Below are 24,408 nucleotides of genomic sequence, written 5' to 3' on the forward strand. Positions count from 1 at the left end.
CACGCCGCTAGGCCGAGCGGCACTGCCTGCGTGCAGCCGTTGGCGGCAACGGCTGGGGCTAGGGCTGGTGAGCAGGAGATCAGAGCTGGACTCATCACAGATGCTTTCTCGCTTTTTGTGGGCTTCAATTCATGCTCCCATCGAGGCGATTGGGCACATTTGATCGGCATCAACCTTCGTGCCGCTGTGGCAAAGGCGCAGCAGTAACCCTGCCCCGCACAGGGCCGCGCTAACAAGCCAGGGCACGCCGCGCCGGTGCAAGTGCCATAGACTTGAGTCGCTCGCCGCGCCGCAGCGCGACATCAGCCATAACGGAGAATTCATGCGTCTTGCGCTTCCTCGCCCAGCCATTCGCTACACAGCCGCTGTGCTGGTTTGGCTGTGCCTGCTGCCGCTAGCTGCGGCGGCGGCGACGGCGACGGCGGACTTGCCCAGTTGTTCGCGGCGCTTCACCTTGGCCTTTCATGACCACGGCCTGCTCTACTCAAAAGCGACCCAGCAAGGCATTGACCGGGACGTGGCGGACGAGCTGATCAAGCGCAGCGGCTGCGCTATCGAAACCACCGTGATGCCGCGCTCACGCATCTGGGTTTGGATCGAGTCCGGCGAGCTGGACTTCAGCATGTCGGGCATCAGCAATGAGGCGCGGGAGAAGTTCGCCGGCTTCGCTTGGTACCTGTTCAACAAATACCAATTCCTATTGCGCAAAGACGCGCAGGTGAGCACGCTGGAAGGCTTCGAGCGCAGCCCCGAACTCTATCTGGGGCAGATCCGCAGCTTCCGCTACAGCGAACGCGCCAATCAGCTGGTGGATCGCTTGGCAGCGAACGGCCGCATCAACGAAGTGGCCGACCACGCGCAACTGCTGGAGATGATGACCCGCAACCGCATCCAGGGCATGATCATCGAGCCCTTCAACTTCTCTCAGGTCGAGCGCGCCGCGCTCAGCAAGCTAACTCGCACCCTGGACTTCGGCGACCCGCCGGTGCTGCATGGGCTGATCATGTCCAAGAAGTCTCTGCCTGAGGCCGAGCAAGCGAAATGGCGCGCCATCATCGACGGCATGCGCCGCGACGGCACGCTGCTGAAGATCATGCGCAAATACTTCAGCCCCGAAGACGCCAAGGCCTTCGTCACGTTCTAGTTCTCGTGGACTGAAACCTTGAATTGGCAGTAGCCAAGTCCCCGTCCACTTTGATGCCCATCTGATCCAAATCAAATGGTGCCGGCCGCAAACCTCCATCATTGATGCAGGGTCGGGGCCACCTATGCAGTGCCCTGGCCGAGTTCTAGTCAATGGACGCAAGGGGTTTGGGATGAAGCATTACTCGACCATGGCGATGACGGCGGGCTTGGCATTGGCTCTGATGGGCAGCACGGCGGATTCCGCTGTCACTTGGACCATCACCGATCTCGGCTCGGCCCAAAATGTGCAGACCATGGCCTTGAACGATCAAGGCTGGGTGGTACTCGGCAACCGCATTCTTAGCCCCACGGCCGGCGGCTACACGGTCACCGAGCTATTCAATGCACAGGGCAATGCCAATAACTTTGCCTTGTACGGCATCAATAACAGCAATGCTGTGATCGGCGTTGATCGCAATGCCGGCTCATCGCAGGCCTTTGTGTGGCAGGCCGGCAGCCGGACCAACTTGCCGCAGTTGGCAAACTGGGCGGGCTATAGCTATTCCGAAGTGCGACAGATCAATGCCAAGGGCCAGGTCATCGGCAACACCGGGGACGGTGCGGCGATCTGGTCACCGGATGGCAGCGGCGGCTACGCCATCACAGAGCTGAACAAATGGAGCACCGGCAGCGCCATCAACGATGCCGGCATGGGCTTGATGAGCAATGTCAATTCGCCCACGGCCAACTTCCAGGCTGGCTATTCAAACGGCGTCGGCGCCACGACCTTCATCCCCGAGCGGGCCGGCTTCAGACCGGCGGGCGCGGCCATCAACAACTCAAACACGGTGGCCGGCACAGCTTTTTATGAGGCGGCGGGCTATAGCTGGAACCAGACCTATGTCTGGCAAGGCAACACGGTCACGCCATTGCCGGTCAGTGCCACGGCAGCCAATTGGCAGATGAACGTCGGCGGGGTCGGCGGCATCAACGAAGCCAGTGTCATCGTCGGCTATGGCTCTTACGGCCCTTACGACGAGCGGGCCATGATGTGGACCCAAGGGGCGCTGGGCTGGAGCGAGATTGATCTGAATACCTTGAGCCACACGGGTGCGAGTTTCGGCAAGCTGACTCAGGCCAGAGACATCAATGAAAGCGGCCAGATTCTCGGCGCCGGTGACTATTTCGACAGCGCCAGCGGCCAGTGGAGCCAGCACATTTTCTTGCTCACACCGGTGCCGGAGCCGGCAAGTGCCGCCCTGCTTTTGGTGGGCCTGCTGAGCCTGATTGGCTTGATGCGGCAGCGCCAGCGCGGCGTCTAAAAAAAAGCGATTCGCACCAAAAGGAAACGACCCGCCTGGCTGGTGCCACGCGGGTCTTCTTGCTGCACTCGTGGTCTGTCCCACTTGAACAAACCCCGCTGATGGCGCGGCGTCAGCCCATGTCGATGTCGATGGCGCTCAATAGCGGCCGGCCGCCCAAGGCCTTACTTCCAGCGCCGCAGCTTGTGACCCACCAGCGCGTAGAAAAGAATCAGCGCATAGCAAGGCAGAAGCAGCCAGTAACCCGCCTGCGCACCGCTGGCGTCGGAGATGCGGCCATACAGCATGGGCAGCAAGGCACCACCGGCAATGCCCATGATCAGCAGGGCTGAACCGGCCGCCGTGTACTTGCCCAAACCTTCCAGCGCCAGCGGCCAGATCGAAGGCCAGACCAGGGCATTGGCCAGGCCCAGCAAGGCCAGGAACATCACCGTATTGGGCACGGCGGGCACACCCGCCCAACCCAAAAGCAGCTGGCTAATGCCAGTGTCAGTGGCAGAACTGGTGGCCACCCCGAACGTGAAAATGATGCCGCTGGTGGCAGACAAGAGCAGCGCCGTCTTTTGCGCCATCAGCTTAGGGATCAAGGCTACGCCCAGGCAGTAGCCCAGGACCATAAAGCCCATGGTGTAGGAGGTCAGCACCGCGAAATTGGCCACGCCAAGGTTGTGGCCGTAGAGGCCGATGGTGTCACCGGCAATGACCTCCACCCCCACATAGGCGAACAAGGCCAGCGCCCCCAGCACCACTTGCGGGAACTGGAACACGCCAAAGCGGGTCAGCTCATCCCCGCCTTTCGCCGGCTCATCATCAAGCGCAATCTCGGGCAAAGAGGAGAAGTGGATGATGATCATGATTACCAGCAAGCCTGCGGCCATCACGGCGTAGGGGTAGACCAGGCGGGCCGACAACTCAGCCCGTGCGGCTTCGCGCCCGGCGGCATCCAAGGCAGCCAGGGCGCTGTCGGAAAACTGATCCACGCCCGACAGAATCAGCGCCGAGAACACCAAGGGTACAACGATGCCGGCACCCTTGTTGAACAAGCCCATGATGCTGATGCGCATGGCCGCGCTCTCGCGCGAACCGATGCAGACGATGTAGGGGTTGATGGCGGTTTGCATCAGCGTCATGCCGGTGGCCAGGGTGAACAAGGCCAGCAAAAAGATGCCGTAATAGCTGGAGCGCGCAGCCGGGATGAAGAGCAAGGCGCCGATGGCCATGATGCCCAAACCCGCCGTCATGCCGTTCTTGTAGCCGATGCGGCCCAGCACGGCGGCTGCCGGCAAGGCCATCACGGTGTAGGCGATGTAGAAGGCAAACGTGACCCACAAGGCCTGAAAGTTATTCAGGTCGCAGACGATTTTGAGGAAGGGAATCAGCGAGCCGTTCAACCAGGTCGCAAAACCCAGGATGAAGAACAGCAGGCCGATGAACAACATGGGCAGAACCACGTCCCGCGCCGAGCGTGGCGGCGCCTGAACATCAGGGCTTGTTTGCATGACGGAATCCATTTTTGCGAAAACTCCCAGCGGGCAGTGGGTAGGGCAAAGCGAAACGAAGAAAAACAAGGGGTGAGCCGCAAGCCATCAAGCCCGTGGATGCAAGCCAGGGAGGCCGCGCAAACCACAGCGCTTGTTGGCGCTGGCCGCAACTCACCCCAAAGCAATCAAGCCGGCCCGAGCAGGGTGCGAAGGCTCGTCACGAGCGCACTCTGGGCGCAGCCGCCGAGGCAAGGGAGTCGGCTCATCCTTGGCAGGAAGAGCCGCTCCCAAAGCTGCGTCTGACCGCGCCTAGCGACCGAGCGCTGGCGCGATCTCGCCCGATCAGAACTTGGCGCGCAAGCCGATCGAGTAGCGCGAGCCGTTCTCATACACGCCGATGGGCATGCCATCCGTCGTGTTGGTGCGCACCACCTCGTTGGTGATGTTCACCGCCGAGCCATACAAGCTCAGCTTGGGCGTGATGTCCCAGCTGGCGGTGGCATCCCACTGGCCGTAAGCGCTGTTCACGTCCTGGCCGCCGAAGTGCATATCGCCGTAAGACTTGGAGCGGTAGTTGTAGGACGCCCGCACGCTGAAGCCGTGGGCTTCGTAGTAGCCGCTCAAATTGAACTGGTCACGCGAGTTACCCAGCACATTGAGCTTGGGCTGCCCGGCCACCGCGCCGGCCTTGGCATCGGTGTAGGTGTAGTTCATCACCGTGCCAAAGCCGCTATTGCCGAAGGGCTGTTGCCATTGCAGCTCAAAGCCCTTGATGTCGGCGCCGTTGTCGGCGTTGTAGGGGCGGGTGACGTTGAGCGTCTGGCCCAGCACCTGCTCTTGCGCCGCGACGGTGTAGACAAAGGTGTCGAGCTTCTTGATGAAGGCCGTACCGGCCAGCACCGCGCCTTCGGCGTAATACCACTCGGCGCCCAACTCACCTTGATTGGAATGCACCGGCTTGAGCAAGGGATTGCCGGCCGTGGCTGCCGTCAGCACCGTGCCGTCACGCGTCATGCTGGGGCTGAGCAAATTGAAGGGGTGGCGCGACATCACGCGAGACACCGCGCCGCGCAGGATCACGTCCTTTTGCAGGTCATAGATCACGTTCAGATTGGGCAGCGCATCGGTGTAGCTGTTCTTGACGCTGATGGGCGCATAACCGCCAGCCACGATGGCATTACCGTCCGAAGTCTGCTCGGTCTTGACCAGGCGCACGCCGAAGTCACCACGCCATTTATTGCTGGAATACTCCGCCTTCACATAGCCAGCGCTGATGCGTTCGTGGATCTTGTACTCCTCGTTCTTCAGCTCGGTATAGACCATGTTCTTGTCGAACATGGGGATGGCTTTGCTGGCCACCAGGCCGTCGTCAAACCAGCGGTACTGAGTCAGCGCGCCGGGCGTGGCGGCCTTCTGGCTCAGCAGGGGCGAAGCACCGGTGGACAAGTCCGCCAGGGTGAAGGACTGCCAGCTGGCCGCCGTACCATCGGCGCGACCCTGGCTGCGCTGATTCTCTTGCGTGCTGTCGCGCAGCTTCAAGCCCACCTTCAAGGCATTGATGAAGGAGTCGTCAAAGAACAGCGAGAAGTCGGCCTGGCCGTAGTTCTCTTTGCTCTTCATGATGCGAACCCGGTCGCTGGTGCCACCGCCCGGCTTCAGGGTCAAGCCGGTGTAGGTGAGCGGGTCGATATTGAGGTATTTGACGCCGTACTTGTCCGGTCCCAGATCGATCTGCGTGGTGGCATTGCCTTCCATCCAGAAGTGGCGGTCATGCTTGCTGCCGCCTTCGGCTTCGGTGCTGCCGACCTGGCCGTGCAGCTTCCAATTGCTGCCTTGATAGCTGCCGTCCAGGTCCAACACCTTGGACTTCACGTAGGACTCCCGGTAGATCGGCTCAAACGACACATTGGTGTTGCCGATGGTGCCGCCCACCAAGGCCTTGCTGCCGTCCGAGGTGTTGATGAAGCTGGGGTTCTGGACGTTGATATTGCCCTTGGCATCGGCTTGGCCGCTGGCTTGCCAGAGGTAGTTCTGGTTGTTGTTATTCATCTTCATGTCTGAATTCATGTAATTCAGCACGAAGTCGGTTTCACTCGTGGGGCGGAACTGAATCGCCAGATTGCCCGTCGTGCGCTCACGATCCTGGCGGAAGATGGCCGAGCCACCGCCCCATGAGGCGTACGCATTGGTGGCCGCCGCGCCCGTGGGGTTGTTGGTCTTGTCGACCGGCACGATGTTGTACTTGCCGTCGGGGAAGTTCTCCAGGCCGTCGCGGCGCATGGTGCGCTTTTGCTCGCTGATGGAGAGCAGCACGCCCAGGGTCTTGTTCTCGTTTTGCCAGTTCAGCAGGCCGCTGAATTGCGGGTCAGTCTTGCCGGGCAGCTTGCTATAAGTGGCTTCGGCCGAGCCCTGCAGGGTCAGGCGCTCCTTGAACTCCAGCGGCTTGCGCGTCTTCACCACCACCAGGCCGCCCACGCTGCCTTCGTCCAGATCGGCCGAGGGGCTTTTGTAGATATCGAGGCTACCCACGATTTCAGACGGAAGCACGTCGTAGTTGAAGCTGCGTGTCTGCGCTTCGTTCAGCCACCACTCGGCGGAGGCCACGGCCTGACCGTTGAGCTGCGTCATGTTCAAGTTTTTGTCCGTGCCGCGCACGAAGATGGCCTTGCCCTCGCCCCAGCCGCGGTCCACCGACACGCCGGGCATGCGCTGCAGCGAATCAGCCACGTTCTTGTCGGGGAACTTGCCCACGTCTTCCGCGCGGATGGAGTCAACGATATTGTTGGACTCGCGCTTTTCCAGCAGATTCTTCTTCAGGGTGGCGCGCACGCCCACCACTTCCACCAAGTCCAGCTTCTCGCTGGCCGCAGCGCTAGCGGCCGGAGCCACCTCATCCGCCGCCTGTGCCGCATGCACCGCCAGCGCGGCCAGCGTCAGGGTGATGAGTTGAGGCAAGAGTTTCTTCTTGAATACAGCGTCGGACACGGGATGCTCCTTGATGATGATTTTCTTGGCGAGGATCTATTGATGACTCCCGGGCGCTCAGCATGCGATTCAGGCCATGCGGTGCATGGGGCTGAATGGGCAGTGGGCTGATCGAACCTGGCTCGTCGCTCTCCGCTAAGCGGCTGCTTTTCGGTGCCACTAATTTAGCGGCTGGGGGCCGGCTTGAATCACCACGTTGCGCTTTGATGGACTTCATTGCATGGTGCTTACAAAGGGGTCGGCCGCAGCAGCAGGGACGCTCTGAGCCCTTCAATAAACCATGACTTTTGGCGCGGGCGGGAAAGGGTCCCACCCAAGAAAGCGGGCTTTGGCGCGAACGTCTCCCGACGGCGCCAAAGCCCGGTGTATCAATCAATCAAAAAATCAAGCCAGCGCAGGTGCCGCGGTGATGGTGGCGCTGCAGTCGCCAAAGCCGATGCGGCGGGCACCCTCGCGCTGGGCATAGCCGCGCAGGATGACCGTGTCGCCGTCTGCCAGGAACTTGCGAGTCTCGCCATTAGGCAGGGTCAGGTCTTGCTTGCCCCCGAGGGACAACTCCAACATCGAGCCGCCCTCCCCCGCCTGCGGGCCAGACTGAGTACCCGTACCCATCAAATCACCCGGCTGCAAATTGCAGCCATTGCTGGCGTGATGGGTGAGCATTTGCGCCAGCGTCCAGTAGGCATGCTTGAAGTTGGAGCGCATCAGGCGCGTGGCCGGCAGGCCTTGCGCGCGCATTTGCGCGGTCTGCAGCCAGACTTCCAGCTCGATGTCGTAGCCGCCCTCGGCGCGGTTCTTAGCCGAGTCGATGTAAGGCAGAGGCTGCGGGTCTTCGGGCGGGTGGGCGAAGGCGGTGCGGAAGGGTTCCAGCGCATCCATGCTGACGATCCAGGGCGACAGCGTGGTGGCGAAATTCTTGGCCAGGAAGGGGCCCAGGGGCTGGTATTCCCAACCCTGCACATCACGGGCCGACCAGTCGTTGAGCAAGGTCACACCGAAGAGGTGCTCGTCGGCATCCTGCATGGCAATCGGCTCGCCCAGCGCATTGCCGGCGGCCACGAACACACCCAGCTCCAGCTCATAGTCCAGGCGCTTGCAGGCGCTGAAGGTCGGCACGTCCGCGTCCGGCGCCTTGAGCTGGCCCAGGGGCCGGCGCACCGTGCCGCCGCTCACGCCGATGGAGGAGCTGCGACCGTGGTAACCAATCGGCACCCATTTGTAGTTGGGCAGCAGCGGGTTGTCCGGGCGGAACAGTTTGCCCACCGTGGTGGCATGGTGGATGCCGGTGTAGAAGTCGGTGTAGTCGCCGATGCGGCAAGGCACGGCCATCTGCGCTTCGGCTTGCGCAACCAAGGCCGGGCGCAGGGCCGCTTCCTGTGGGCTGCCGGCCAGCAAAGCGTCGAACAAGGCATGGCGCAGTTGGCGGCGCAGCGCGGCGGGCTGGGCCATGAAGGCATTCAGATCACCTTGACCCAAGGGCTGCAAAAGCACTTGCACGGCGCTGGACCATTTGCCTAAAGCGCTGGCCCGGTGGAGGTCAAGAATCTGCGTGCCGATGGCGATGCCGACGCGCGCGCTTTCATTGCTGCCGGCGCGGCGGAACAGGCCGTAGGGCAGGTTCTGAATCGGGAATTCGGTGTCGGCGCTATTGGCGCTGGCGACCCAGCTTTGGGCGTCTGGGCGGTGGGTATGGTCGATCAGGCTCATCGTGGTGGACTACTTTTATTGCTTCAGTCTTGTGGATTGAATTCAGCGGCTAAATGCTTATGGCAATACTTGTTGCGGCGCTCATTGCGGTGGATTTTCCAGGGTATTCCTGCGGGCCAGCTCCCGCGCCTCGGTCAGCACGGCGCGGTCGCCGACATGGTTGGCCAGGATCAGCACCAGCTTGGCCAAAAAGGCATCGGCTTGCGCGTCGCTGAGGTCGCGCTGAGCTTGGATCAAGGCCTCGTAAAAGCCATCGGGGTCGGGGATATTCGGGCTGCGGTTCAGATGGCTCATGCTTGAGTAGCTCCCAGGCTGCGGCGCAATGCGGTGATGACTTTGGCGGGCGAAAACTCGCGCCAGCGTGCGACCACATATTGGTCAGGGCGGATCAGATAAACAGTGCCGGGTTGGGCGTCAAAGCGCTGAGCCAGCAAGCCGTCCGGGTCGGCAATATCGCGGCCCACGATCAGGGGCTGGGCCGTCACGCCGGCCCAAGTGACCGCAGCCGCAGGGCCCCAGCTCAGCAGGGCAAAGCCGCGGCCCAATTGACGCAAGAGCCAATCAGACTGACCCGCCACTTGCACCGGCGCGTCCAGGCAAGGGCTGCCCGGGCACACGCTAGCGGCGGCAAAGGCTTGCTCGTCCGGGGTGTTGAGCGAGGAGCTTAAGTAGGGTGTCGGCGTTGACAGGCGGCCGCTATTGACCAGCGGGCGGGCAAAGGCCTCGCTGCGCGCCAACTCCAGCACCGCATTGCGCAGGCGCAGCGAGGCGCGGCTCTTGGGCGTGATGAAGTCGGTGGAGCGGGTGCTTTGCGCCAGGTTGTCATCGCTGGCGTAGGCGCGCTCCTCGTGATAGGTGTCCAGCAGACGCTCGGGCGCGCCTTGGTTCAACACCGCGTTCAGCTTCCAGGCCAGGTTGTCGGCATCTTGCACGCCGGTGTTGGCACCGCGCGCGCCAAAGGGCGACACCTGATGCGCCGCATCACCGGCGAACAGCACGCGGCCATGGCGGAACTGGTCGATGCGCCGGCAGGCGAATTGATAGACCGAAACCCATTCCAGCTCAAAGGGCACGCCCTCGCCCAACATGGCGCGGATGCGGGGAATGACGTTCTCGGGCTTTTTCTCCTCAAGCGGATCGGCCTCCCAGCCGAGCTGAAAGTCGATGCGCCAAACGTCATGGCTTTGCTTGTGCAGCAGCACCGACTGGCCGGGGTGGAAAGGCGGGTCGAACCAGAACCAGCGTTCGGGTGCGGCGCCGGGCCGCGTCAGGCCCGCGCCATGGCCGTTGCTGTGTTCTGCGTCGGCGGGCAGTTCGGCCTTGGCGGCATCAGGCTTGATCACCACATCGGCGATGAGGAAACGGTCCTGGAAGAACTGGCCACTGAAGTCCGCCCCAACCATGCGGCGGGTATCGCTGCTGGCGCCGTCGCAGGCCACCAGCCATTGCGCGCCCAATGCGAACTGGCCATCGGGCGTTTCCACTTGCAGGCGCACGGCATCGGCTTCTTGGCTCAGGCTCAGCAGCTTGTGCTTCCAGCGCAGATCCACCAGCGGGTGCTTGACGCAGGCCGCCACCAGTTCTTCTTCCAGGTAGTACTGCTGCAGATTGATCATGGCCGGCATTTGCTGCGCGGCCACGGGCAGCAGGTCGAACTGATAGGCCAACTCGTCGCGGTGGAAGACCTTGCCGTGCTGCCAACTCACGCCCTGCGCCAGCAAGGGCGTGGCCACGCCCAGGCGCTCCCACACTTCCAGCGTTCGCTTGGCGTAGCAAACGGCGCGCGAGCCGATGCTGACGCTGTTGTTGTCATCCAGCACCAGGGTGCGGATGCCGCGCATGGCGCAGTCCAGCGCCAGGCTCAGGCCCACGGGGCCGGCGCCAATGATCACCAGCGGGTGCTGCAGATACTCACCCGCCGCTTGCTCCGCGCTCTGCACATAAGGAAATTCGGGGTATTGATAGGTCTGCTGCACGCCGGGCTCCAGCTCAGGACTGTTTCAGGCGGCGTGGGAGCCGTCGTGCATCCAGGCGGCATGCTTGGGTGCTTGCTTGGTGCGGGTCCATTCGTCCAGCATCTCGCGCTTGCAGGCGTCGAGCTTGGCGTACATCTCGGGCGTGCCCACATCGGCCGCCAATTCCAGGCGGTGGCCGTTGGGATCAAAGAAGTAGATGCTCTTGAAAATCGTGTGGTCGGTGATGCCGATCACATCGATGCCGGCCGCTTGCAGGCGCGTCTTGGCCGCTTCCAACTCGGCCACGCTGTCGACCTTGAGGGCGATGTGCTGCACCCACTCCGGCGTGTTGCTGTCGCGGCCCATGGCGGGCGAATTGGGCAGCTCGAAAAAGGCCAACACATTGCCGCCGCCCGCATCCATGAAGATGTGCATATAGGGATCGGGCGCCTTGGTGGACGGCACTTTGTCTTCGGCAATGGCCAGCACAAAGTTCATGCCCAGATGCTTTTCATACCAATCGACGGTGGTCTTGGCATCAATGCAGCGGTAGGCGACGTGGTGAATGCGTTGGATCTTCATGGTCTTGCAACTCTCTAAGTTCGGTGGGGTGGGCTCAGCAGCGCGGTGCTTGGCGGCTGAGCCGAGAAGCGATCAGGCGCTCAGCTTTCCAGGGCCTGCCACATGGCCAGGTCGCGCTCAGCCGTCCAGATGCGCGGGTCCACATGGCCGCTGGCTTCGTCAAAAGCGCGGGTCACATCAAAGGGCATGCAGTGGGCAAAGATCACCCACTGGCCATACTTCTGCGCCAGGCGCTCGTAGGTCTCGCGGTACACGGCCTTGAGCTCCTGCCCGGCCGCCGCGCCCGCTTTCACGCTGGCATACAACTCGCTAACAAAGGCGCGCGTGCCGGCCAGGCCGGCGGCCACCTGGGCCTCGGTTTGCAGCGCCGGACCACGGCCAGGCACCAGCTTGGCGGGCTTGAGGGCGGCCAAGTTATCGAGGGTTTGCGGCCAGTCGCTGAAGTAGGCATCACCGGCATAGGGCGTGGCATCAAACTCCACCAGGTCACCCGAGAACAGCACCCGGTCCTGCGGCAGCCACACCACCGTGTCGCCCTTGGTATGGCCACGGCCGAGTTGCAGGATCTGCACCTCCAGCTTGCCCAGCCACAAAGTCATCTTGCCGGTGAAGGTCAGCGTGGGCCAAGTCAGGCCGGCCGGCACGGTTTCCACATTGGCGAAGAGGCGCGGGAAGCGGCCGATCTCGCTGGCCTTGTCTTGCTCGCCGCGCTCGACGATCAAGTCATAGGTGTCTTGGCTGGCAATGATCTGCTCGCAGCCTTCGGCTTGGTAGGCCGAGGCGCCCAGCACGCGCACCGCGTGGTAGTGACTCAGCAGCACGTACTTGATCGGCTTATCGGTCACCTCGCGGATGCGGCGGATCACGTCCTGCGCCATCGCCGGCGTGGCCTGAGTGTCGATCACCATCACCGCGTCGTCACCGATGACGATGCCGGTATTCGGGTCGCCCTCGGCGGTGTAGGCGTAAGCGTGTTCGGACAGCTTGTCGAAGCTGACTTGCTTGACTTCGAGGTCGGCTTGGGAGGCAAAGGTCTTGGTCGGCTGGGTCATGGGCGTCGGCTTGTTGAGCGTGAATAGGCTTCGGCAGACCCGAAACCCAAGGCCCCGAATTTAAACAAAGTTAAATTCGTTTGTCTATAGCGAATTTATCGCACAGCGAGTTCAGCGAGATCGGGTGTAATGAAGGACATGAACACGCCCACCCTGCCCAACGAAGAAAAAGCCAGCCCGCGCGGCATTCAAAGCATCGAAGTGGGCGGGCAGTTGCTGATTGCCTTGGCGCACCATGGCCGACCCATGGCCTTGAAGGATTTGGCGCGTGAAGGCCAGATGGCGCCCGCCAAAGCGCACCCCTATCTGGTCAGCTTCATCAAGCTCGGCCTGGTCGAGCAAGAAGCCAGCAGCGGGCGCTATGGCCTGGGGCCCCTGGCCTTGCAGCTGGGCTTGATCAGCCTGCAGCAATATGAGCCGGTACGCCTGGCCACGCCGCGCATCGAAGAGTTGGCGGCGCAGTTGCAGGTGACGGTGGCGATTGCGGTCTGGGGCAATCGCGGCCCCACCATCGTGCGGGTGGCTGAGGCGCCCAGCCCCGTTCACATCAGCATGCGCCATGGCACGGTGATGAGCTTGCGCGGCACTGCCTCGGGCCGCTTGTTTGCCGCTCACTTGGCGCCTGCCGTGGTGCAAGCCGCCCTGGCGGCCGAAGACGGCGCCGAGGGCCACAAACCTGGCAAGAACAAGGACTTCGACGAACAACTCAGCCAAGCGCGGGCCGAAGGCCTGGCCCGCTCATTGGACGGCGTTGTGCCGGGCGTCAGCGCCTTGGCGGCGCCTGTGTTTGATGATCAGGGGCGCATGGTGCTCAGCCTGACCGCCATCGGGCCCAGCGGCCATTTCGACCTGGATGCACGCGGCCCGCTGGCCTGCGCCCTCAAGCGGGCCGGGCAAGAACTGTCGCGCCAACTCGGCTGGCTGGCGGACTAAAAGCTCGAGCGCATGGCCAACTCAATCAGTTGGTCTGGCTTACTGGCGCAACTTGGCCAGAATCGCCGATTCCTCTTCCACGCCGTAGAAGAAGGGGTAGAGGGTGCGCGTCACGCTGGCACTGGCCGGGCGACCGCCGAAGCTGCTCACCTGCTCACCCGCCCACACGAGATCCAAGACCATCAACACCGCCGGGGCATTGACCCGCGTGTTGTGGCGCGCCTCGCCTTGCACCTTGAAGCCCAGCATGCGGCGATAAAAAGGCACATGCCGTGGGTTGACCTCAATCACCAGCGTGTTGCAAGCCGCCAAGCGGTAGGCATGCATGAAAGCGAGGTGAAACAGATGGGCCAGCAGCTCTTTGCTTTCCGCCACATCCTGATCCAGCGCCAAGCGGCCGAATTCGCAAAGCCGCAAACCTTGGGCTCGCAGGGCCTGCAACTCCGCCCCGAACAAGTCCTCAGCACGCAAGCCATGCTCGGTATCAAAGCGAACTGCGATGGTGCCGACGGTGGTGGCACCAGAGAAGGCCGAGCAGATGATTTCCGCCCCATCCGGCGCAGTGCTCAAGTCTTTGCACAGATAGCCGCGGTCCGCATAACGGCGCGCCACCAAGCCGCGCGCATGGACCCAAAAGGCATGGTCGGCGGTCTGAATCGTCAAACCGGGCGCCTGATATCGCGACTCAGATACTTCTTGGAAATGGATCATCAGGTACTCACTTGTCAATCACTGGAACCCGGGGGCGAATGGCACGGGCGCCAGTCTATCGAGCAAAGTGTGAAATCCTGACCAGAAATACGAGAAGTTACACAAGAAGCCCCTAGATTGATATTGACGGCTTTTGCGTTAGCGATGGGAGCCAATCGTGATCAGTGACGGCAATCTAGCGCAGGAAGTAAGAGAACTACCGAGCCAGAGATGGCCTCAAACTCAAAAACGCCGCCAATGACAACAGAAAAGGTAACTTTGGCAACATTGGCTTGATTTTTTGAAAAGAGTGGCAGTCGGGCCGGGCTGCCAACCATTACCCGCAGCACCAGCAAAGGCCACGGCTTTTCATAGTTTGGGCTTGCTGACTTTCCCGCGCGACCGAGGCCCGTCCAGGCCCGGTCTGGATCGATCAGGCGATCAAAGCAGCTTCAGCTTCTTGGCCTGTTCGGTCAGCTCCGCGCGGAAGCTGGGGTGCGCAATGGCGATCATCTCCTGCGCCCGCTGCTTGGCCGACTTGCCGCGCAGTTGCGCCACGCCGTACTCGCTGACGACATAGTTAATGTCGTTTTTGCTGGTACTGACATGGGTGCCCGGCGTCAGCGTGGGCACGATGCGGCTGATGCTGTCGTCCTTGGCCGTCGAAGGCACCACGATAAAGGCCTTGCCACCCAGCGAGCGATTGGCGGCCCGCACAAAATCGCTTTGCCCGCCGGTGCCGGAGTAAGGCGTCGGCCCCAGGCTTTCCGAGCCGCACTGGCCCAGCAAGTCGATTTGCAGCGTCGCGTTGATGGCAACCAGCTTGTCGTTCTTGCCGGCCAGATAGGGGTCGTTGGTGAAGTCCACCGGATGCATTTCCAGGCCCGGATTGCGATCCAGAAAGCGGTAGAGCTTTTGCGAGCCCAGCGCAAAGGTAGCCACCATCTTGCCGGGCAGATAGTTCTTGCGCCGGTTGGTGACGGCGCCGCTTTCGATCAGGGTCAAGATGCCGTCGCCGATCATCTCGGTGTGGATGCCCAGGTCGCGCTTGGCCGTCAGCTGCATCACCACCGCGTCGGGAATACCGCCGTAGCCGATCTGCAGGGTCGAACCGTCGTCGATCATGTCGGCCACATATTTGCCGATGGCCTGCTGCACCGGGCCGATCTTGGGCAGCCCCACTTCTTGCAGCGGATCTGAGCTTTCCACCAGGGCGCTGACCTGCGAGACATGCACATGGCAGTTGCCGAAGGCAAAAGGCACATTGGGGTTCACTTCCAGCACCACCGCGCGCGCCTTGGCCACTGCGGCCATGGTGTAGTCAGCCCCCAGGCTGAGCGAGAAGTAGCCGTGGCTGTCCATCGGCGAGGCCATGGCAAACACCACATCGGCGGGGATCAGGCCCCGCTCGATCAGGGCCGGCATTTCGGAGAAATAGCTGGGGATGAAATCGATCCAACCTTCTTTGCCACCCTGGCGCGACGCGCCGCCATAGAAGAAGGCCACATGGCGCACATGGTCCACCGTCTCGGGGTCGAAATAAGCGAACTTGCGCACCGGCAGGATCTGGCCAATCTTGATGCCACGGAAGCTGCGGCGCTGCTCAGACAACGCGTTCAACAAGGCCGGCGGCTCGCCGACGCCAGTGGGCACGATGATGAAATCGTCATTGCGCAGCAGCGCCAGCGCGTCCGCTGCACTGCGCAGTTTTTGCTTGTATTGGTCTTGAACTGACATGGTGGACACAACTCACTAGGGGGATAAACCAAGTGTGCACCCGAAACCTTGCCTCAATCCTTACAGGTCGCGGCGGAGGTCGCGGCGGCCCAACACCGCGGGCCGCTGGCGCCCTTCACCACTGCGGGCGGTCCAGCAAGGCGCACAAGTCCACACGCGCCTGCGCCAGTGCCTTGCTGACCCGTTGATCGGCATGCTGGGCGACCCGCTGGGGGTCAAAAACCGCGGCCAGTGCGGCAGGCTCGATGCCGGCCTGCAAGCGGGCGTCACGCGCACAAAGCGCTTGAGCCAGGCCGCGCAGCCCGCCGCTAGCGCCCAGAGCATCACCAGACTCGTGCACCGCCAAGACCTCATCGCACAACTGCCCCACCAGCAGCTGGGCCTCTATGCGACCCAGCACGCCGGCCAGGCATTGGGTCAAGGCCTCGGAGTACACCAAGCCCTGCTGCGCCTCGATATTGGCCGCCATGCGCCCGGGATAGAGCGTGATGCCGGCCATGGCCGTCAGCATTGCCCGCGCCGAGCCATGGCTGTGCATCAGCAGGCTCACCGATTCGGCCAGCTCCGCCTGCCAGCCGCCCAGGCCGCGCTCGAACTCCTGCAGCATGCTGCCCAGCAAGGCCGCCACACGCTGCGGCGCGCGCTGCGCCGCCGCCAACGCCAACATGCAAGACACCGGGTTGCGCTTGTGCGGCATCGCCCGCGAATGGCTGCGCTTGCGAACCGACAAGGGCAGTCCCGCAGGCAAGCCCCTATGCGCGTCATCAAGCGCGCCTGCCTTGGCCGGCTTGGCGCTTGGCTTGAGCCACGACGGTGCCGGCGCAGCAGGCACAGCGCCGGCAGGCTCGTGGCAAGCCAGCCCATCCGAAGGCGGCCCCAAGGGCGGCAGATCCTCGGGCTCGGCCACCTCGCCGATTTCAGCCTGCGAGAGCAGCGACACATCGCGCGCCAATTTGCCCAGCGAACCGCACAACACACCCAGCTCGGCACACAAACGCACCCAACGGTCGCGCTGCGAATGCCAAGGCATATCCGGCACCGGCAGCTTCAACTCGGCACCCAAGGCCTGGCTAACCGCCTCGGCTTTCTCGCCCAGGGCCGACAAGGTACCCACCGCGCCGCCAAACTGAAGCTGCAAAGCGCCGTCAGCCGCATGCCGCAAGCCTTGCGCGCAGCGCAGCAAGGGCAAGGCCCAGCTGGCCAGGCGGAAACGCAAGCTGCTGACTTGGGCCGGCTGCATCAAGGTGCGCGCCAGAATGGGCTGGGCCGGATGCGCATCGGCCAGATCCAGCAGCACGCCCACCAGTTCCAGCAAATCGTCTTCGATCAGGCGCAGCCCACGGCGGGCCAGCAAGACTTGCGCCGTGTCGATCACATCCTGACTGGTGCTTCCCAAATGCACAAAGGACGCGGCGGCCGGGTCAAACAAGGCCACGGTTTCGGCCAAGCGGCGCACCACCGGAATGGCCAAGCTGCCATCGTGGGCGCTGGCGGCCATCAGGGCATGAATATCGTAGAGCTCAACCCGGCAAAGGCTGGCAATGGCCTGCGCGGCCGACTGCGGAATCACCCCCACGCGCCCTTGGGCACGGGCCAGCGCCGCCTCAAAGTCCATCATGGCCTGCACGATGGACGACTGGTCCAACACCGCCAACATTTCGGGCGTGGACAAAAAACCCTCAAACACCAACACCGACATACCGCACCTCAGAGGATCTTCGCGAGCATCCTAGCCATGCGCCGGGGTTTGGCTGATATCGGCAAACCCTCAGAGGGTTTGCCTGGGGCACGGAGGCATGGGCGCTAACGCCCCAGTTCTCCGCACCCTCAAGAGGCCTCAATGGCCTCAGGCCATCAAGCCTGATTGGCTTGTTGCACAGCCAGACGGTTCATATTGCCCATCGAGATGCGGTGCATTTCCAACAAGGACAGCAGGCCGTTGCGATGCAACTCCACCACCTTGGCGTCAGGCAACTCAGCCAGCTTCTTTTCGTCCACGGCCAGGAAGCCGTCAACGTCCAGCTTCTCGCCATTGCCCAGCGTGGCTTCGAAACGCATGTCTTGCAGCAGATCCAGCTCTTGCAGAGCTTGGCAGGCGTGACGGGTGCGCTCGGACTCTTGCTCGAAGTTCTCGAGGAAGGTGCGGGCATTGCTCAGGAACTCGGTTGGCTCACCATCGGTGCCGAACAGGGCTTGGCCTTCAGTGACCGAGAAGCCGGGCCATTCGCTGTCGTAGCAAACCGCCACGGTGTCAGTGTCTTGGTCCAAGCGCGCCATCGCGAAGGGATAACGGCGCAGATAGGCGGGCACATAGTTGCCGGTCCACTTGCCGTCCTTGACGAACAGATTGCTGCCAGCGCGCAAGCCCATCACGGCCAGCGGGGCGACGGCTTGCTTGGAGCCGTCGGTGGGGGCTTCGCCCACGCGCACGAACACGATGGGGAATTCCTTGCAGGCTTCGGCGAACTCCACCACGGCCAGGAACAGGGAATTCAAACCCGCCACACGGTCCACCGTGGGCAATTCGGTCTTCAGGCGCAGGTGCTTGTGGGCCTCACGGTCCAGGGGCACCAAATTGCCGTACAGGGGGGGCGTACTCATGACTTCACTTCTCCATCATCATCATCAACAGCCAGTCGACTGACCAGCACTTTGTCTACACGCTTGCCATCGAGGTCCACAACCTCAAATCTCCAGGCGTTCCACTCCACCACATCGGCCGTGCGCGGCAAACGCCCCAGCAGCAGCATGATCATGCCGGCCAGGGTGTTGTAGCGCCCACGGTCTTCCTCGGGTAGTTCCTTCAGCTCCAGGCGGTCCTTCAGCTCTGGCACCGGGATCAGGCCGTCCAGCAGCCAGCTCCCATCCTCGCGTTGCACCGCCCAGGCATCTCCGTCGCTGGGCGCATTGAATTCGCCCGCAATCGCTTCAAGCACGTCGCGCACGGAGATCACTCCCTGCACTTCGCCGTATTCATCCACCACAAACACCAGCGGTGCATCCGAGACGCGGAATTGCTCCAGCAACTCCATGCCCGACAGCGTCTCCGGCACAAACACCGCGGCTTCCAAATCCTCCGCCAGCGCCAGCGGCTGGCCGCTCAAGGCTCGCTGCAAGAGCACCTGGGCCGAGACAATGCCCTGCACCTCCGCCAGGCTGCCGCGGCACACCGGATAGCGGCTGTAGCCGTGGCCCTTGAGCACCTCCAGCACCTGCTGAGGCGTGTCGCTGACGTCCAGCCAGGCGATCTCTGCCCGCGGAATCATCATCGAGCCGATCTCGCGCTCATCCAGGCGAAACACATTGCGCACCATCTGGTGCTCATGCGCCTCGATCACGCCGGCGTCGCGCCCCTCGTCCAGGCTGGCGGCGATTTCTTCTTCCGTCACGCTGCGCGGAGTGTGGCCGCCAAAGCCCATCAGGCCCAGGGTCGCTTCGGTCGCAAAACTCAGCAACTTGACCAACGGCCGCGCGGCCATGGACAAGAAATCCATGATGGGCGCGACCTTGCGCGCCACCGTTTCGGGGTAGATCTGACCCAGGCGCTTGGGCACCAGTTCACCAAAAATAATCGTCACCACGGTGATGATCACCACCACCAAGGCCGTGGCGGTGATGTCCACCACGCGGTCATGCCAACCGAAGGTGGCATTCAGCCACTTCGCCAGCGGACCCGAGAACGCCGCATCGCCCACAATGCCGTTCAACACCCCAATCGACGTGATGCCAATCTGCACCGTGGACAAAAACTTGGTCGGGTCGTCATGCAAGGCCATGGCCGAACGTGCGCCGGACTCTCCCGCTTCCACCAACACCTGCAGCCGGGCTTTACGGCTGGCAGACAAGGCCATTTCCGACGCAGCGAAAAAGGCGTTCAAACACAAAAGAAAAATGAGAAAAGCGGTATCCATTGAGTGCGCCGCTGAGCCGGAATTGCCTCCCAGCGTGCGCCTGACTGTGCAAGAGCCGCGTAGGGTAGCAGAAGCATTTGAAAGTTCTGACAGCACAATCCCGGAATGAACTACCTAATCGGCGACCTGCAAGGCTGCTGCGATGCCCTCGATCGCTTGCTGAGCAAAATTGACTTCTCCCCCTCACGCGACCGCATCTACCTGCTGGGCGACCTGGTCAACCGTGGCCCGGCGTCTCTGCGCACCCTGCGCCGCCTGATGGCCCTGGGCGATAGCGCCCGCAGCCTGCTGGGCAACCACGACCTGCATTTGCTGGCCGTGGCGCAAGGCATCCGCCCCTCGCACCGCAATGACACGGTGCAAGAAATTCTGGACGCACCCGACCGCGAAGCCTTGCTGCAATGGCTGCGCCAGCAAAACATGGCCCTGTTCGAGCAGGGATGGCTGATGGTCCATGCCGGGGTGGTGCCGCAATGGGATCTGACCCAAACGCTGCAACTCGCCGGCGAAGTCGAAGCCCTGCTGCGCGGCCCCGATCTCCACGACTTCCTGGCCCAGATGTACGGCAATGAGCCCCACACTTGGCGCGACGATTTGCAAGGCGCCGACCGCCTGCGCTTCGTCATCAATGCCCTGACCCGCCTGCGCTTTTGCAACGCGGCCGGCCGGCTCGATTTCAAAACCAAGGACGGTGCAGGCGAAGCTCCAACCGGCTTCTACCCCTGGTTCGACACGCCCGGCCGCCGCACGGCCGGCACACCCATCGCCTTCGGCCATTGGTCCACCCTGGGCCAAATCACCCGCGCCGACCTGCTGGCCCTGGACACCGGCTGCGTCTGGGGCGGCAAGCTCAGCGCCGCACGCGTCGAAAACGGGCAAATGCGAGAGCTGATTCAGGTGAAGTGCGAACAGGCCCAGAAACCCGGCAAATGAGGCGCTAGTTCGCGGCTACAATGCCGCCTCGATTACAGGAAGCTTGGCCGAGCGGTTTAAGGCACCGGTCTTGAAAACCGGCGAGGGCTTATCCCCTCCGTGAGTTCGAATCTCACAGCTTCCGCCAATTGCTTTGATTCCAACTGCTGAGCTTTTTAGGCTCAAGAGCAAGCAAGAACGATCAAGGCAAACACCGTTTTATCAAACGCCGTAGCGTCACGCTGCGGCGTTTTTTTCGTCCATGGCGGCGCCTTCCGCTCGCTCGGCAACGCTGGCACATCAACCATGCCAGGTCATGGCTTGCCTAACCATCTCAGCCTAAGCGCCTACTTCTTGAGCGTGAGTTCATCGTGGATGCTGTGGGCGCCGTCTGAGCTGCGCGCAATTCGTATGGCTTCGTCGATCTGGGCCTGGCTGTCCAACTGACCCATCAAGCGCACATCGCCTTTGAGCGTCACGACGGTGATGTCGAAGCCCTTGAGCGCGTCGTTGTTCTGCAAGGCGGTTTTCACATGCTCGGTCACATCGATATCCGAGACATTGACCGGCCCGGCTGCAGTCGGTGGCATGGCGGGCACGGTGACGCTGTTGACTTCGGGCGTCTTGCTGCAGGCGCCCAGCGCCAGCACAACAGCGATGGTGCAAGATGAAAGCAGAGTGGCAGAGTATGAGTTCTTCATGGGAGGCCTTTGGCTGAATGACGCCAGGCCACGCTGACCTGCGCCGGCCTTTACCTTCGCTTTGCCCGCGGTCAATGTCTGTGCGTTGGCGCACGCCAGGCGGGGGCGCAGCAAGCGACACGACTCAGGCGCAACAAGTTCATCACGGCCTTGCAATTGATTGAACTCAAGCCAAGCACTTGGTCATGCGGCCAAAATGGTCTGGGCTGCCGCTGATCCTTGGCCGTCGAAGTGCAGGGCTAAGCCTTGAGCGAGAACGGGGCTACAGCCCAGTTGCAGAGAATGCCCGCTTTCGCCTTCACGCGCAGGCTGCATCATTTGATCAACAGAACCAATCAATAAGTGGGAGGCCAAGACCATGGAAGTCAAAGTTCTGGGTTCGGGTTGCAGCAAGTGCCGCAGCACGGTCAGCATGATTGAGCGCGCGGCCGCGGCGCTGGGGCAAGAGCTGAACCTCGTCAAGATCGAGCAGGCAGCGGAGATTCAGCGCTACGGCGTACATGCCACGCCAGCCGTGCTGATTGATGGCCGGGTGGTTCACGCCGGCGGCATCCCCTCACATGACGAGGTACTGGCCTGGCTGAGGCCGAAGGCGAACACGGCTCTACAGCCCACAGAGGATGCAGAGACCACGCAAGCCACACAGGCGGCAGAGGCCAACACCATCGGTTTTCTGAGCCGGCCAACGCGCCACCTGTTCTTCACCGGCAAGGGCGGCGTCGGCAAGACATCGCTCTCAACGGCCACGGCGCTAACGCTGGCTGATGGCGGCAAGCAGGTGCTGCTGGTCAGCACCGACGCCGCCTCAAATCTGGACGAAATGCTGGGCGTGGCCCTGCACAACACGCCAACGCCCGTGCCGGGCGCGCCGGGACTTTGGGTGCTGAACATCGACCCGGACAATGCGGCGGAAGCCTATCGACAGCGGGTGCTGACGCAGATGGGCGCCAACGCCAGCGCGGCCGAACTCGCCAATGTGCGCGAGCAACTGTCGGGCGCCTGCACCACCGAGATCGCCTCCTTCGATGAGTTCGCAAGCTTGCTGGCCGACAACTCGCCAGCCGTTAACCAGGCCATTAACCAGGCCATTAACCAGGCCGGTAACCAGGCCGGTAGCCAGGCCGCTGGCCGGCCGCACTTCGATCACATCGTGTTTGACACGGCACCCACCGGCCACACCCTGCGCCTGCTCAGCTTGCCCAAGGCCTGGAGCGGCTTTCTGGCGGGCAATGACCGCGGCGCCTCGTGCCTGGGTCCGCACTCCGGGCTGAAGATGCAGGAAGTGCGCTTCCAGGCCGCATTGAAAGCCTTGAGCGACCCAGCGCTGACCACCGTGGTGCTGGTGACCCGCCCCGACAAAGGCGCCATCGCCGAGGCGGCGCGCACCTCAATAGACCTGTGCGAGCTGGGCCTCAACAACCAGCGCCTGGCCATCAACGGCGTTTTTCACGCCAGCGCGCGCAGCGATGCGGTGGCCTGCGCGATTGAGGACTTAGGGCAAGTGGCGCTGGCTGAAATGCCAGCGGCCTTGCAAGCCCTGCCGCAGGACCGCGTTCCCTTGCGGGCCTTTGACACCGTCGGCCTGCCCGCCTTGCGCGCCCTGCTGGCGCCGGCAACATCTAGCCCCACGCCACCGGAACCGCCGCTGGCCGGGGCCGCACTGCCTCTCAGCCAAGTTCAGGGGCTGGCCGCGCTAGCCGACGAATTGGCGGCCGCCGGCCATGGCCTGATCATGGTGATGGGCAAGGGGGGCGTTGGCAAAACCACGATTGCGGCCGCCCTGGCTTTGGGCCTGGTGCAACGCGGAAAAAGCGTGCACCTCAGCACCACTGATCCGGCTGCGCACTTGGCAGCCACGCTGGAAGGCGCCGTCACCGGCCTGCAGCTCAGCCGCATCGATCCCAAGGTGGAAACGCAGCGCTATATCGACAAAATCATGGCCGCCAAGTCACCCGGCCTCGATGCGCAAGAGCAGGCGCTGTTGCTTGAAGATCTGCACTCGCCCTGCACCGAAGAGGTGGCGGTGTTCCACGCCTTCTCACGCATCGTCAGCGAGGCGCGCAGCGCTTTTGTGGTGCTGGACACTGCGCCCACCGGGCATTCCATGCTGCTGATGGACGCCACCGGCGCCTACCACCGGCAAATGATGCATGAGTTCGAAGGCCGTGGCAGCGCCCGTGTGGTCACGCCGCTGATGCGACTGCAAGACGGCGCATACACCAAGATCATTCTGGTCACATTGCCCGAGGTGACGCCAGTCTCGCAGGCCGCGGCCCTGCAAGAGGACTTGCGCCGCGCCAGCGTCGAGCCCTATGCCTGGGTGCTGAACAAAAGCGTGCTCGCGGCCGGCACGCAAGACCCGCTGCTGGCCGCGCGGCTGGCGGGAGAGCGCAAGCAGATCGCGCGCATGAACGCCGGCCTGGCCAAGCGCTTGTTCACCCTACCCTGGTTGACGGTGCCGCCGATTGGCTTGCAGGAACTGGGCAAGCTGGTCAGCGCGCCAGGCTCGGCGCCAGCCGTTCACACGGATGGGATGGCAAATGCCACGCCTTAGAGCGCGGGCTGATTGACCCGTTTTGACAGCTACTCGGCGCTCTCTTTGCGCTCGCTGTAGCGGTCCACCAAGTAGGGGCTGGCATCGCGCGTCAGCAAGGTGAACTTGAACAGCTCTTCCATCACGTCGACCACCCGGTCGTAATAGCTGGAAGGCTTCATGCGGCCGGCTTCATCAAACTCCAGAAAGGCCTTGGCCACGGAGGATTGATTGGGGATGGTGATCATGCGCATCCAGCGCCCCAGTACGCGCAGCTGGTTCACCGCATTGAAAGACTGCGAGCCGCCCGACACCTGCATCACCGCCAGGGTCTTGCCCTGGGTCGGGCGAATGGCGCCTGAGTTGAGCGGCAGCCAGTCGATCTGCGACTTCATCACGCCGGTCATGGCGCCATGGCGCTCGGGCGAGGTCCAGACCATGGCTTCGGACCATTCGGTCAGCTGGCGCAACTCCTGCACCTTGGGGTGCTGATCGCTGCCATCGTCCGGCAGCGGCAAGCCAGCAGGGTTGAAAATGCGCACCTCGCCACCCATCGCGGTCAAGAGACGCGCGGCCTCGAAAGTGAGCAGCCGGCTGTAGGAACGCTCGCGCAGCGAGCCGTAGAGCAGCAAGAAGCGCGGCGCGTGTTGGGATGGGCCGGCGCCGTTCAGCTTGGCGCTTGTTGGCGCATCGAAAAGCGCGGTGTCGATATGGGGCAGGCTGGGGTCAAGCGTGGACAAGGAAGTCTCCTGCGCAGGCTGCCGCGTTCACAAGCAGCAGCC

At 62.8% G+C, this 24,408-nt stretch carries 19 protein-coding genes and 1 tRNA gene; 6 read left to right on the forward strand and 14 right to left on the reverse strand.

The window, feature by feature from the left end; translation table 11 throughout:
• The first annotated feature begins 322 nt into the window (after window positions 1–322).
• Both AT984_RS13190 and AT984_RS13195 read left to right on the forward strand, forming a co-directional pair.
• Window positions 323–1,144 carry a substrate-binding periplasmic protein gene (locus AT984_RS13190; protein ID WP_082680009.1) on the forward strand — a complete coding sequence of 274 codons (822 nt, stop codon included), beginning with the start codon at window positions 323–325 and terminating at the stop codon, window positions 1,142–1,144.
• Between the two features lie 172 nt (window positions 1,145–1,316).
• Complete coding sequence (locus AT984_RS13195; protein WP_058720480.1) at window positions 1,317–2,447, forward strand: PEP-CTERM sorting domain-containing protein; 1,131 nt, start codon at window positions 1,317–1,319, stop codon at window positions 2,445–2,447.
• A 164-nt stretch (window positions 2,448–2,611) separates the two neighbouring features.
• Here the strand turns inward: AT984_RS13195 and AT984_RS13200 are convergent, their stop codons facing one another.
• The 7 genes from AT984_RS13200 to AT984_RS13230 form a co-directional block, all read right to left on the reverse strand.
• Window positions 2,612–3,946, reverse strand: coding sequence for a sugar MFS transporter (locus tag AT984_RS13200; protein ID WP_058722315.1), 1,335 nt, complete (start codon window positions 3,944–3,946; stop codon window positions 2,612–2,614).
• Between the two features lie 324 nt (window positions 3,947–4,270).
• Window positions 4,271–6,913 (reverse strand): TonB-dependent receptor, encoded by a 2,643-nt coding sequence (locus AT984_RS13205; RefSeq protein ID WP_058720481.1) that lies wholly within the window; start codon window positions 6,911–6,913, stop codon window positions 4,271–4,273.
• 384 nt (window positions 6,914–7,297) lie between these two features.
• Window positions 7,298–8,620: a fumarylacetoacetase gene (gene fahA / locus AT984_RS13210; RefSeq protein ID WP_058720482.1), complete on the reverse strand. Its 1,323-nt coding sequence runs from the start codon at window positions 8,618–8,620 to the stop codon at window positions 7,298–7,300.
• A gap of 81 nt (window positions 8,621–8,701) precedes the next feature.
• Complete coding sequence (locus AT984_RS13215; protein WP_058720483.1) at window positions 8,702–8,914, reverse strand: DUF2783 domain-containing protein; 213 nt, start codon at window positions 8,912–8,914, stop codon at window positions 8,702–8,704.
• Window positions 8,911–10,596, reverse strand: a complete 1,686-nt coding sequence (locus tag AT984_RS13220) for an FAD-dependent oxidoreductase (protein WP_058720484.1) — start codon at window positions 10,594–10,596, stop codon at window positions 8,911–8,913. Before AT984_RS13220 ends, AT984_RS13215 begins: the two co-directional genes overlap by 4 nt.
• A gap of 24 nt (window positions 10,597–10,620) precedes the next feature.
• Complete coding sequence (locus tag AT984_RS13225; protein WP_058720485.1) at window positions 10,621–11,157, reverse strand: VOC family protein; 537 nt, start codon at window positions 11,155–11,157, stop codon at window positions 10,621–10,623.
• A gap of 80 nt (window positions 11,158–11,237) precedes the next feature.
• Window positions 11,238–12,209, reverse strand: coding sequence for an MBL fold metallo-hydrolase (locus tag AT984_RS13230; RefSeq protein ID WP_058720486.1), 972 nt, complete (start codon window positions 12,207–12,209; stop codon window positions 11,238–11,240).
• A 138-nt stretch (window positions 12,210–12,347) separates the two neighbouring features.
• On the opposite strand from AT984_RS13230, the gene AT984_RS13235 reads away from it, so the two are divergent.
• On the forward strand, window positions 12,348–13,142 hold the full coding sequence (locus tag AT984_RS13235; protein ID WP_058722316.1) for an IclR family transcriptional regulator: 795 nt from the start codon (window positions 12,348–12,350) through the stop codon (window positions 13,140–13,142).
• A gap of 39 nt (window positions 13,143–13,181) precedes the next feature.
• Here AT984_RS13235 and AT984_RS13240 read toward each other — a convergent pair whose 3' ends face one another.
• From AT984_RS13240 to AT984_RS13260, 5 genes are all read right to left on the reverse strand, one after another.
• Complete coding sequence (locus tag AT984_RS13240) at window positions 13,182–13,805, reverse strand: N-acyl amino acid synthase FeeM domain-containing protein (RefSeq protein WP_156422027.1); 624 nt, start codon at window positions 13,803–13,805, stop codon at window positions 13,182–13,184.
• A gap of 468 nt (window positions 13,806–14,273) precedes the next feature.
• Window positions 14,274–15,569 carry an acetyl-CoA hydrolase/transferase family protein gene (locus AT984_RS13245; RefSeq protein ID WP_058720488.1) on the reverse strand — a complete coding sequence of 432 codons (1,296 nt, stop codon included), beginning with the start codon at window positions 15,567–15,569 and terminating at the stop codon, window positions 14,274–14,276.
• A 115-nt stretch (window positions 15,570–15,684) separates the two neighbouring features.
• Window positions 15,685–17,268, reverse strand: a complete 1,584-nt coding sequence (locus AT984_RS23570) for a lyase family protein (RefSeq protein ID WP_058720489.1) — start codon at window positions 17,266–17,268, stop codon at window positions 15,685–15,687.
• Window positions 17,269–17,423: 155 nt separating this feature from the next.
• Window positions 17,424–18,170 (reverse strand): SapC family protein, encoded by a 747-nt coding sequence (locus AT984_RS13255; RefSeq protein WP_058720490.1) that lies wholly within the window; start codon window positions 18,168–18,170, stop codon window positions 17,424–17,426.
• On the reverse strand, window positions 18,167–19,480 hold the full coding sequence (locus AT984_RS13260; protein ID WP_058720491.1) for a hemolysin family protein: 1,314 nt from the start codon (window positions 19,478–19,480) through the stop codon (window positions 18,167–18,169). The genes AT984_RS13255 and AT984_RS13260 overlap by 4 nt, the downstream gene beginning before the upstream one ends.
• 105 nt (window positions 19,481–19,585) lie before the next feature.
• Here AT984_RS13260 and AT984_RS13265 point away from each other — a divergent pair, with 105 nt between their 5' ends.
• On the forward strand, window positions 19,586–20,413 hold the full coding sequence (locus AT984_RS13265) for a symmetrical bis(5'-nucleosyl)-tetraphosphatase (RefSeq protein WP_058720492.1): 828 nt from the start codon (window positions 19,586–19,588) through the stop codon (window positions 20,411–20,413).
• A 37-nt stretch (window positions 20,414–20,450) separates the two neighbouring features.
• Window positions 20,451–20,540: transfer RNA gene (locus tag AT984_RS13270), tRNA-Ser, on the forward strand.
• 199 nt (window positions 20,541–20,739) lie between these two features.
• On the opposite strand, the gene AT984_RS23575 is transcribed toward AT984_RS13270, so the two are convergent.
• Window positions 20,740–21,093, reverse strand: coding sequence for a BON domain-containing protein (locus AT984_RS23575; RefSeq protein ID WP_231741420.1), 354 nt, complete (start codon window positions 21,091–21,093; stop codon window positions 20,740–20,742).
• A 358-nt stretch (window positions 21,094–21,451) separates the two neighbouring features.
• Between AT984_RS23575 and AT984_RS13280 the strand changes: the two genes are divergently transcribed.
• A complete protein-coding gene (locus AT984_RS13280) occupies window positions 21,452–23,647 on the forward strand; it encodes a TRC40/GET3/ArsA family transport-energizing ATPase (RefSeq protein ID WP_082680010.1) in 2,196 nt (731 codons plus the stop codon).
• A 29-nt stretch (window positions 23,648–23,676) separates the two neighbouring features.
• Here AT984_RS13280 and arsH read toward each other — a convergent pair whose 3' ends face one another.
• The gene (gene arsH / locus AT984_RS13285; RefSeq protein WP_058720493.1) at window positions 23,677–24,366 is read right to left on the reverse strand and encodes an arsenical resistance protein ArsH; all 690 of its coding nucleotides are present in this window, start codon (window positions 24,364–24,366) and stop codon (window positions 23,677–23,679) included.
• Between the last annotated feature and the right edge of the window lie 42 nt (window positions 24,367–24,408).

The sequence above is a fragment of the Paucibacter sp. KCTC 42545 genome, from assembly GCF_001477625.1.
In the GTDB taxonomy this organism is placed as follows: domain Bacteria; phylum Pseudomonadota; class Gammaproteobacteria; order Burkholderiales; family Burkholderiaceae_C; genus Paucibacter_A.

Coding starts and splice junctions, on each gene's coding strand:
- AT984_RS13190 (WP_082680009.1), top strand. CDS start 323: ATGCGTCTTGCGCTTCCTCGCCCAGCCATTCGCTACACAGCCGCTGTG.
- AT984_RS13195 (WP_058720480.1), top strand. CDS start 1,317: ATGAAGCATTACTCGACCATGGCGATGACGGCGGGCTTGGCATTGGCT.
- AT984_RS13200 (WP_058722315.1), bottom strand. CDS start 3,946: ATGCAAACAAGCCCTGATGTTCAGGCGCCGCCACGCTCGGCGCGGGAC.
- fahA (WP_058720482.1), bottom strand. CDS start 8,620: ATGAGCCTGATCGACCATACCCACCGCCCAGACGCCCAAAGCTGGGTC.
- AT984_RS13215 (WP_058720483.1), bottom strand. CDS start 8,914: ATGAGCCATCTGAACCGCAGCCCGAATATCCCCGACCCCGATGGCTTT.
- AT984_RS13225 (WP_058720485.1), bottom strand. CDS start 11,157: ATGAAGATCCAACGCATTCACCACGTCGCCTACCGCTGCATTGATGCC.
- AT984_RS13230 (WP_058720486.1), bottom strand. CDS start 12,209: ATGACCCAGCCGACCAAGACCTTTGCCTCCCAAGCCGACCTCGAAGTC.
- AT984_RS13235 (WP_058722316.1), top strand. CDS start 12,348: ATGAACACGCCCACCCTGCCCAACGAAGAAAAAGCCAGCCCGCGCGGC.
- AT984_RS13245 (WP_058720488.1), bottom strand. CDS start 15,569: ATGTCAGTTCAAGACCAATACAAGCAAAAACTGCGCAGTGCAGCGGAC.
- AT984_RS23570 (WP_058720489.1), bottom strand. CDS start 17,268: ATGTCGGTGTTGGTGTTTGAGGGTTTTTTGTCCACGCCCGAAATGTTG.
- AT984_RS13255 (WP_058720490.1), bottom strand. CDS start 18,170: ATGAGTACGCCCCCCCTGTACGGCAATTTGGTGCCCCTGGACCGTGAG.
- AT984_RS13260 (WP_058720491.1), bottom strand. CDS start 19,480: ATGGATACCGCTTTTCTCATTTTTCTTTTGTGTTTGAACGCCTTTTTC.
- AT984_RS13265 (WP_058720492.1), top strand. CDS start 19,586: ATGAACTACCTAATCGGCGACCTGCAAGGCTGCTGCGATGCCCTCGAT.
- AT984_RS23575 (WP_231741420.1), bottom strand. CDS start 21,093: ATGAAGAACTCATACTCTGCCACTCTGCTTTCATCTTGCACCATCGCT.
- AT984_RS13280 (WP_082680010.1), top strand. CDS start 21,452: ATGGAAGTCAAAGTTCTGGGTTCGGGTTGCAGCAAGTGCCGCAGCACG.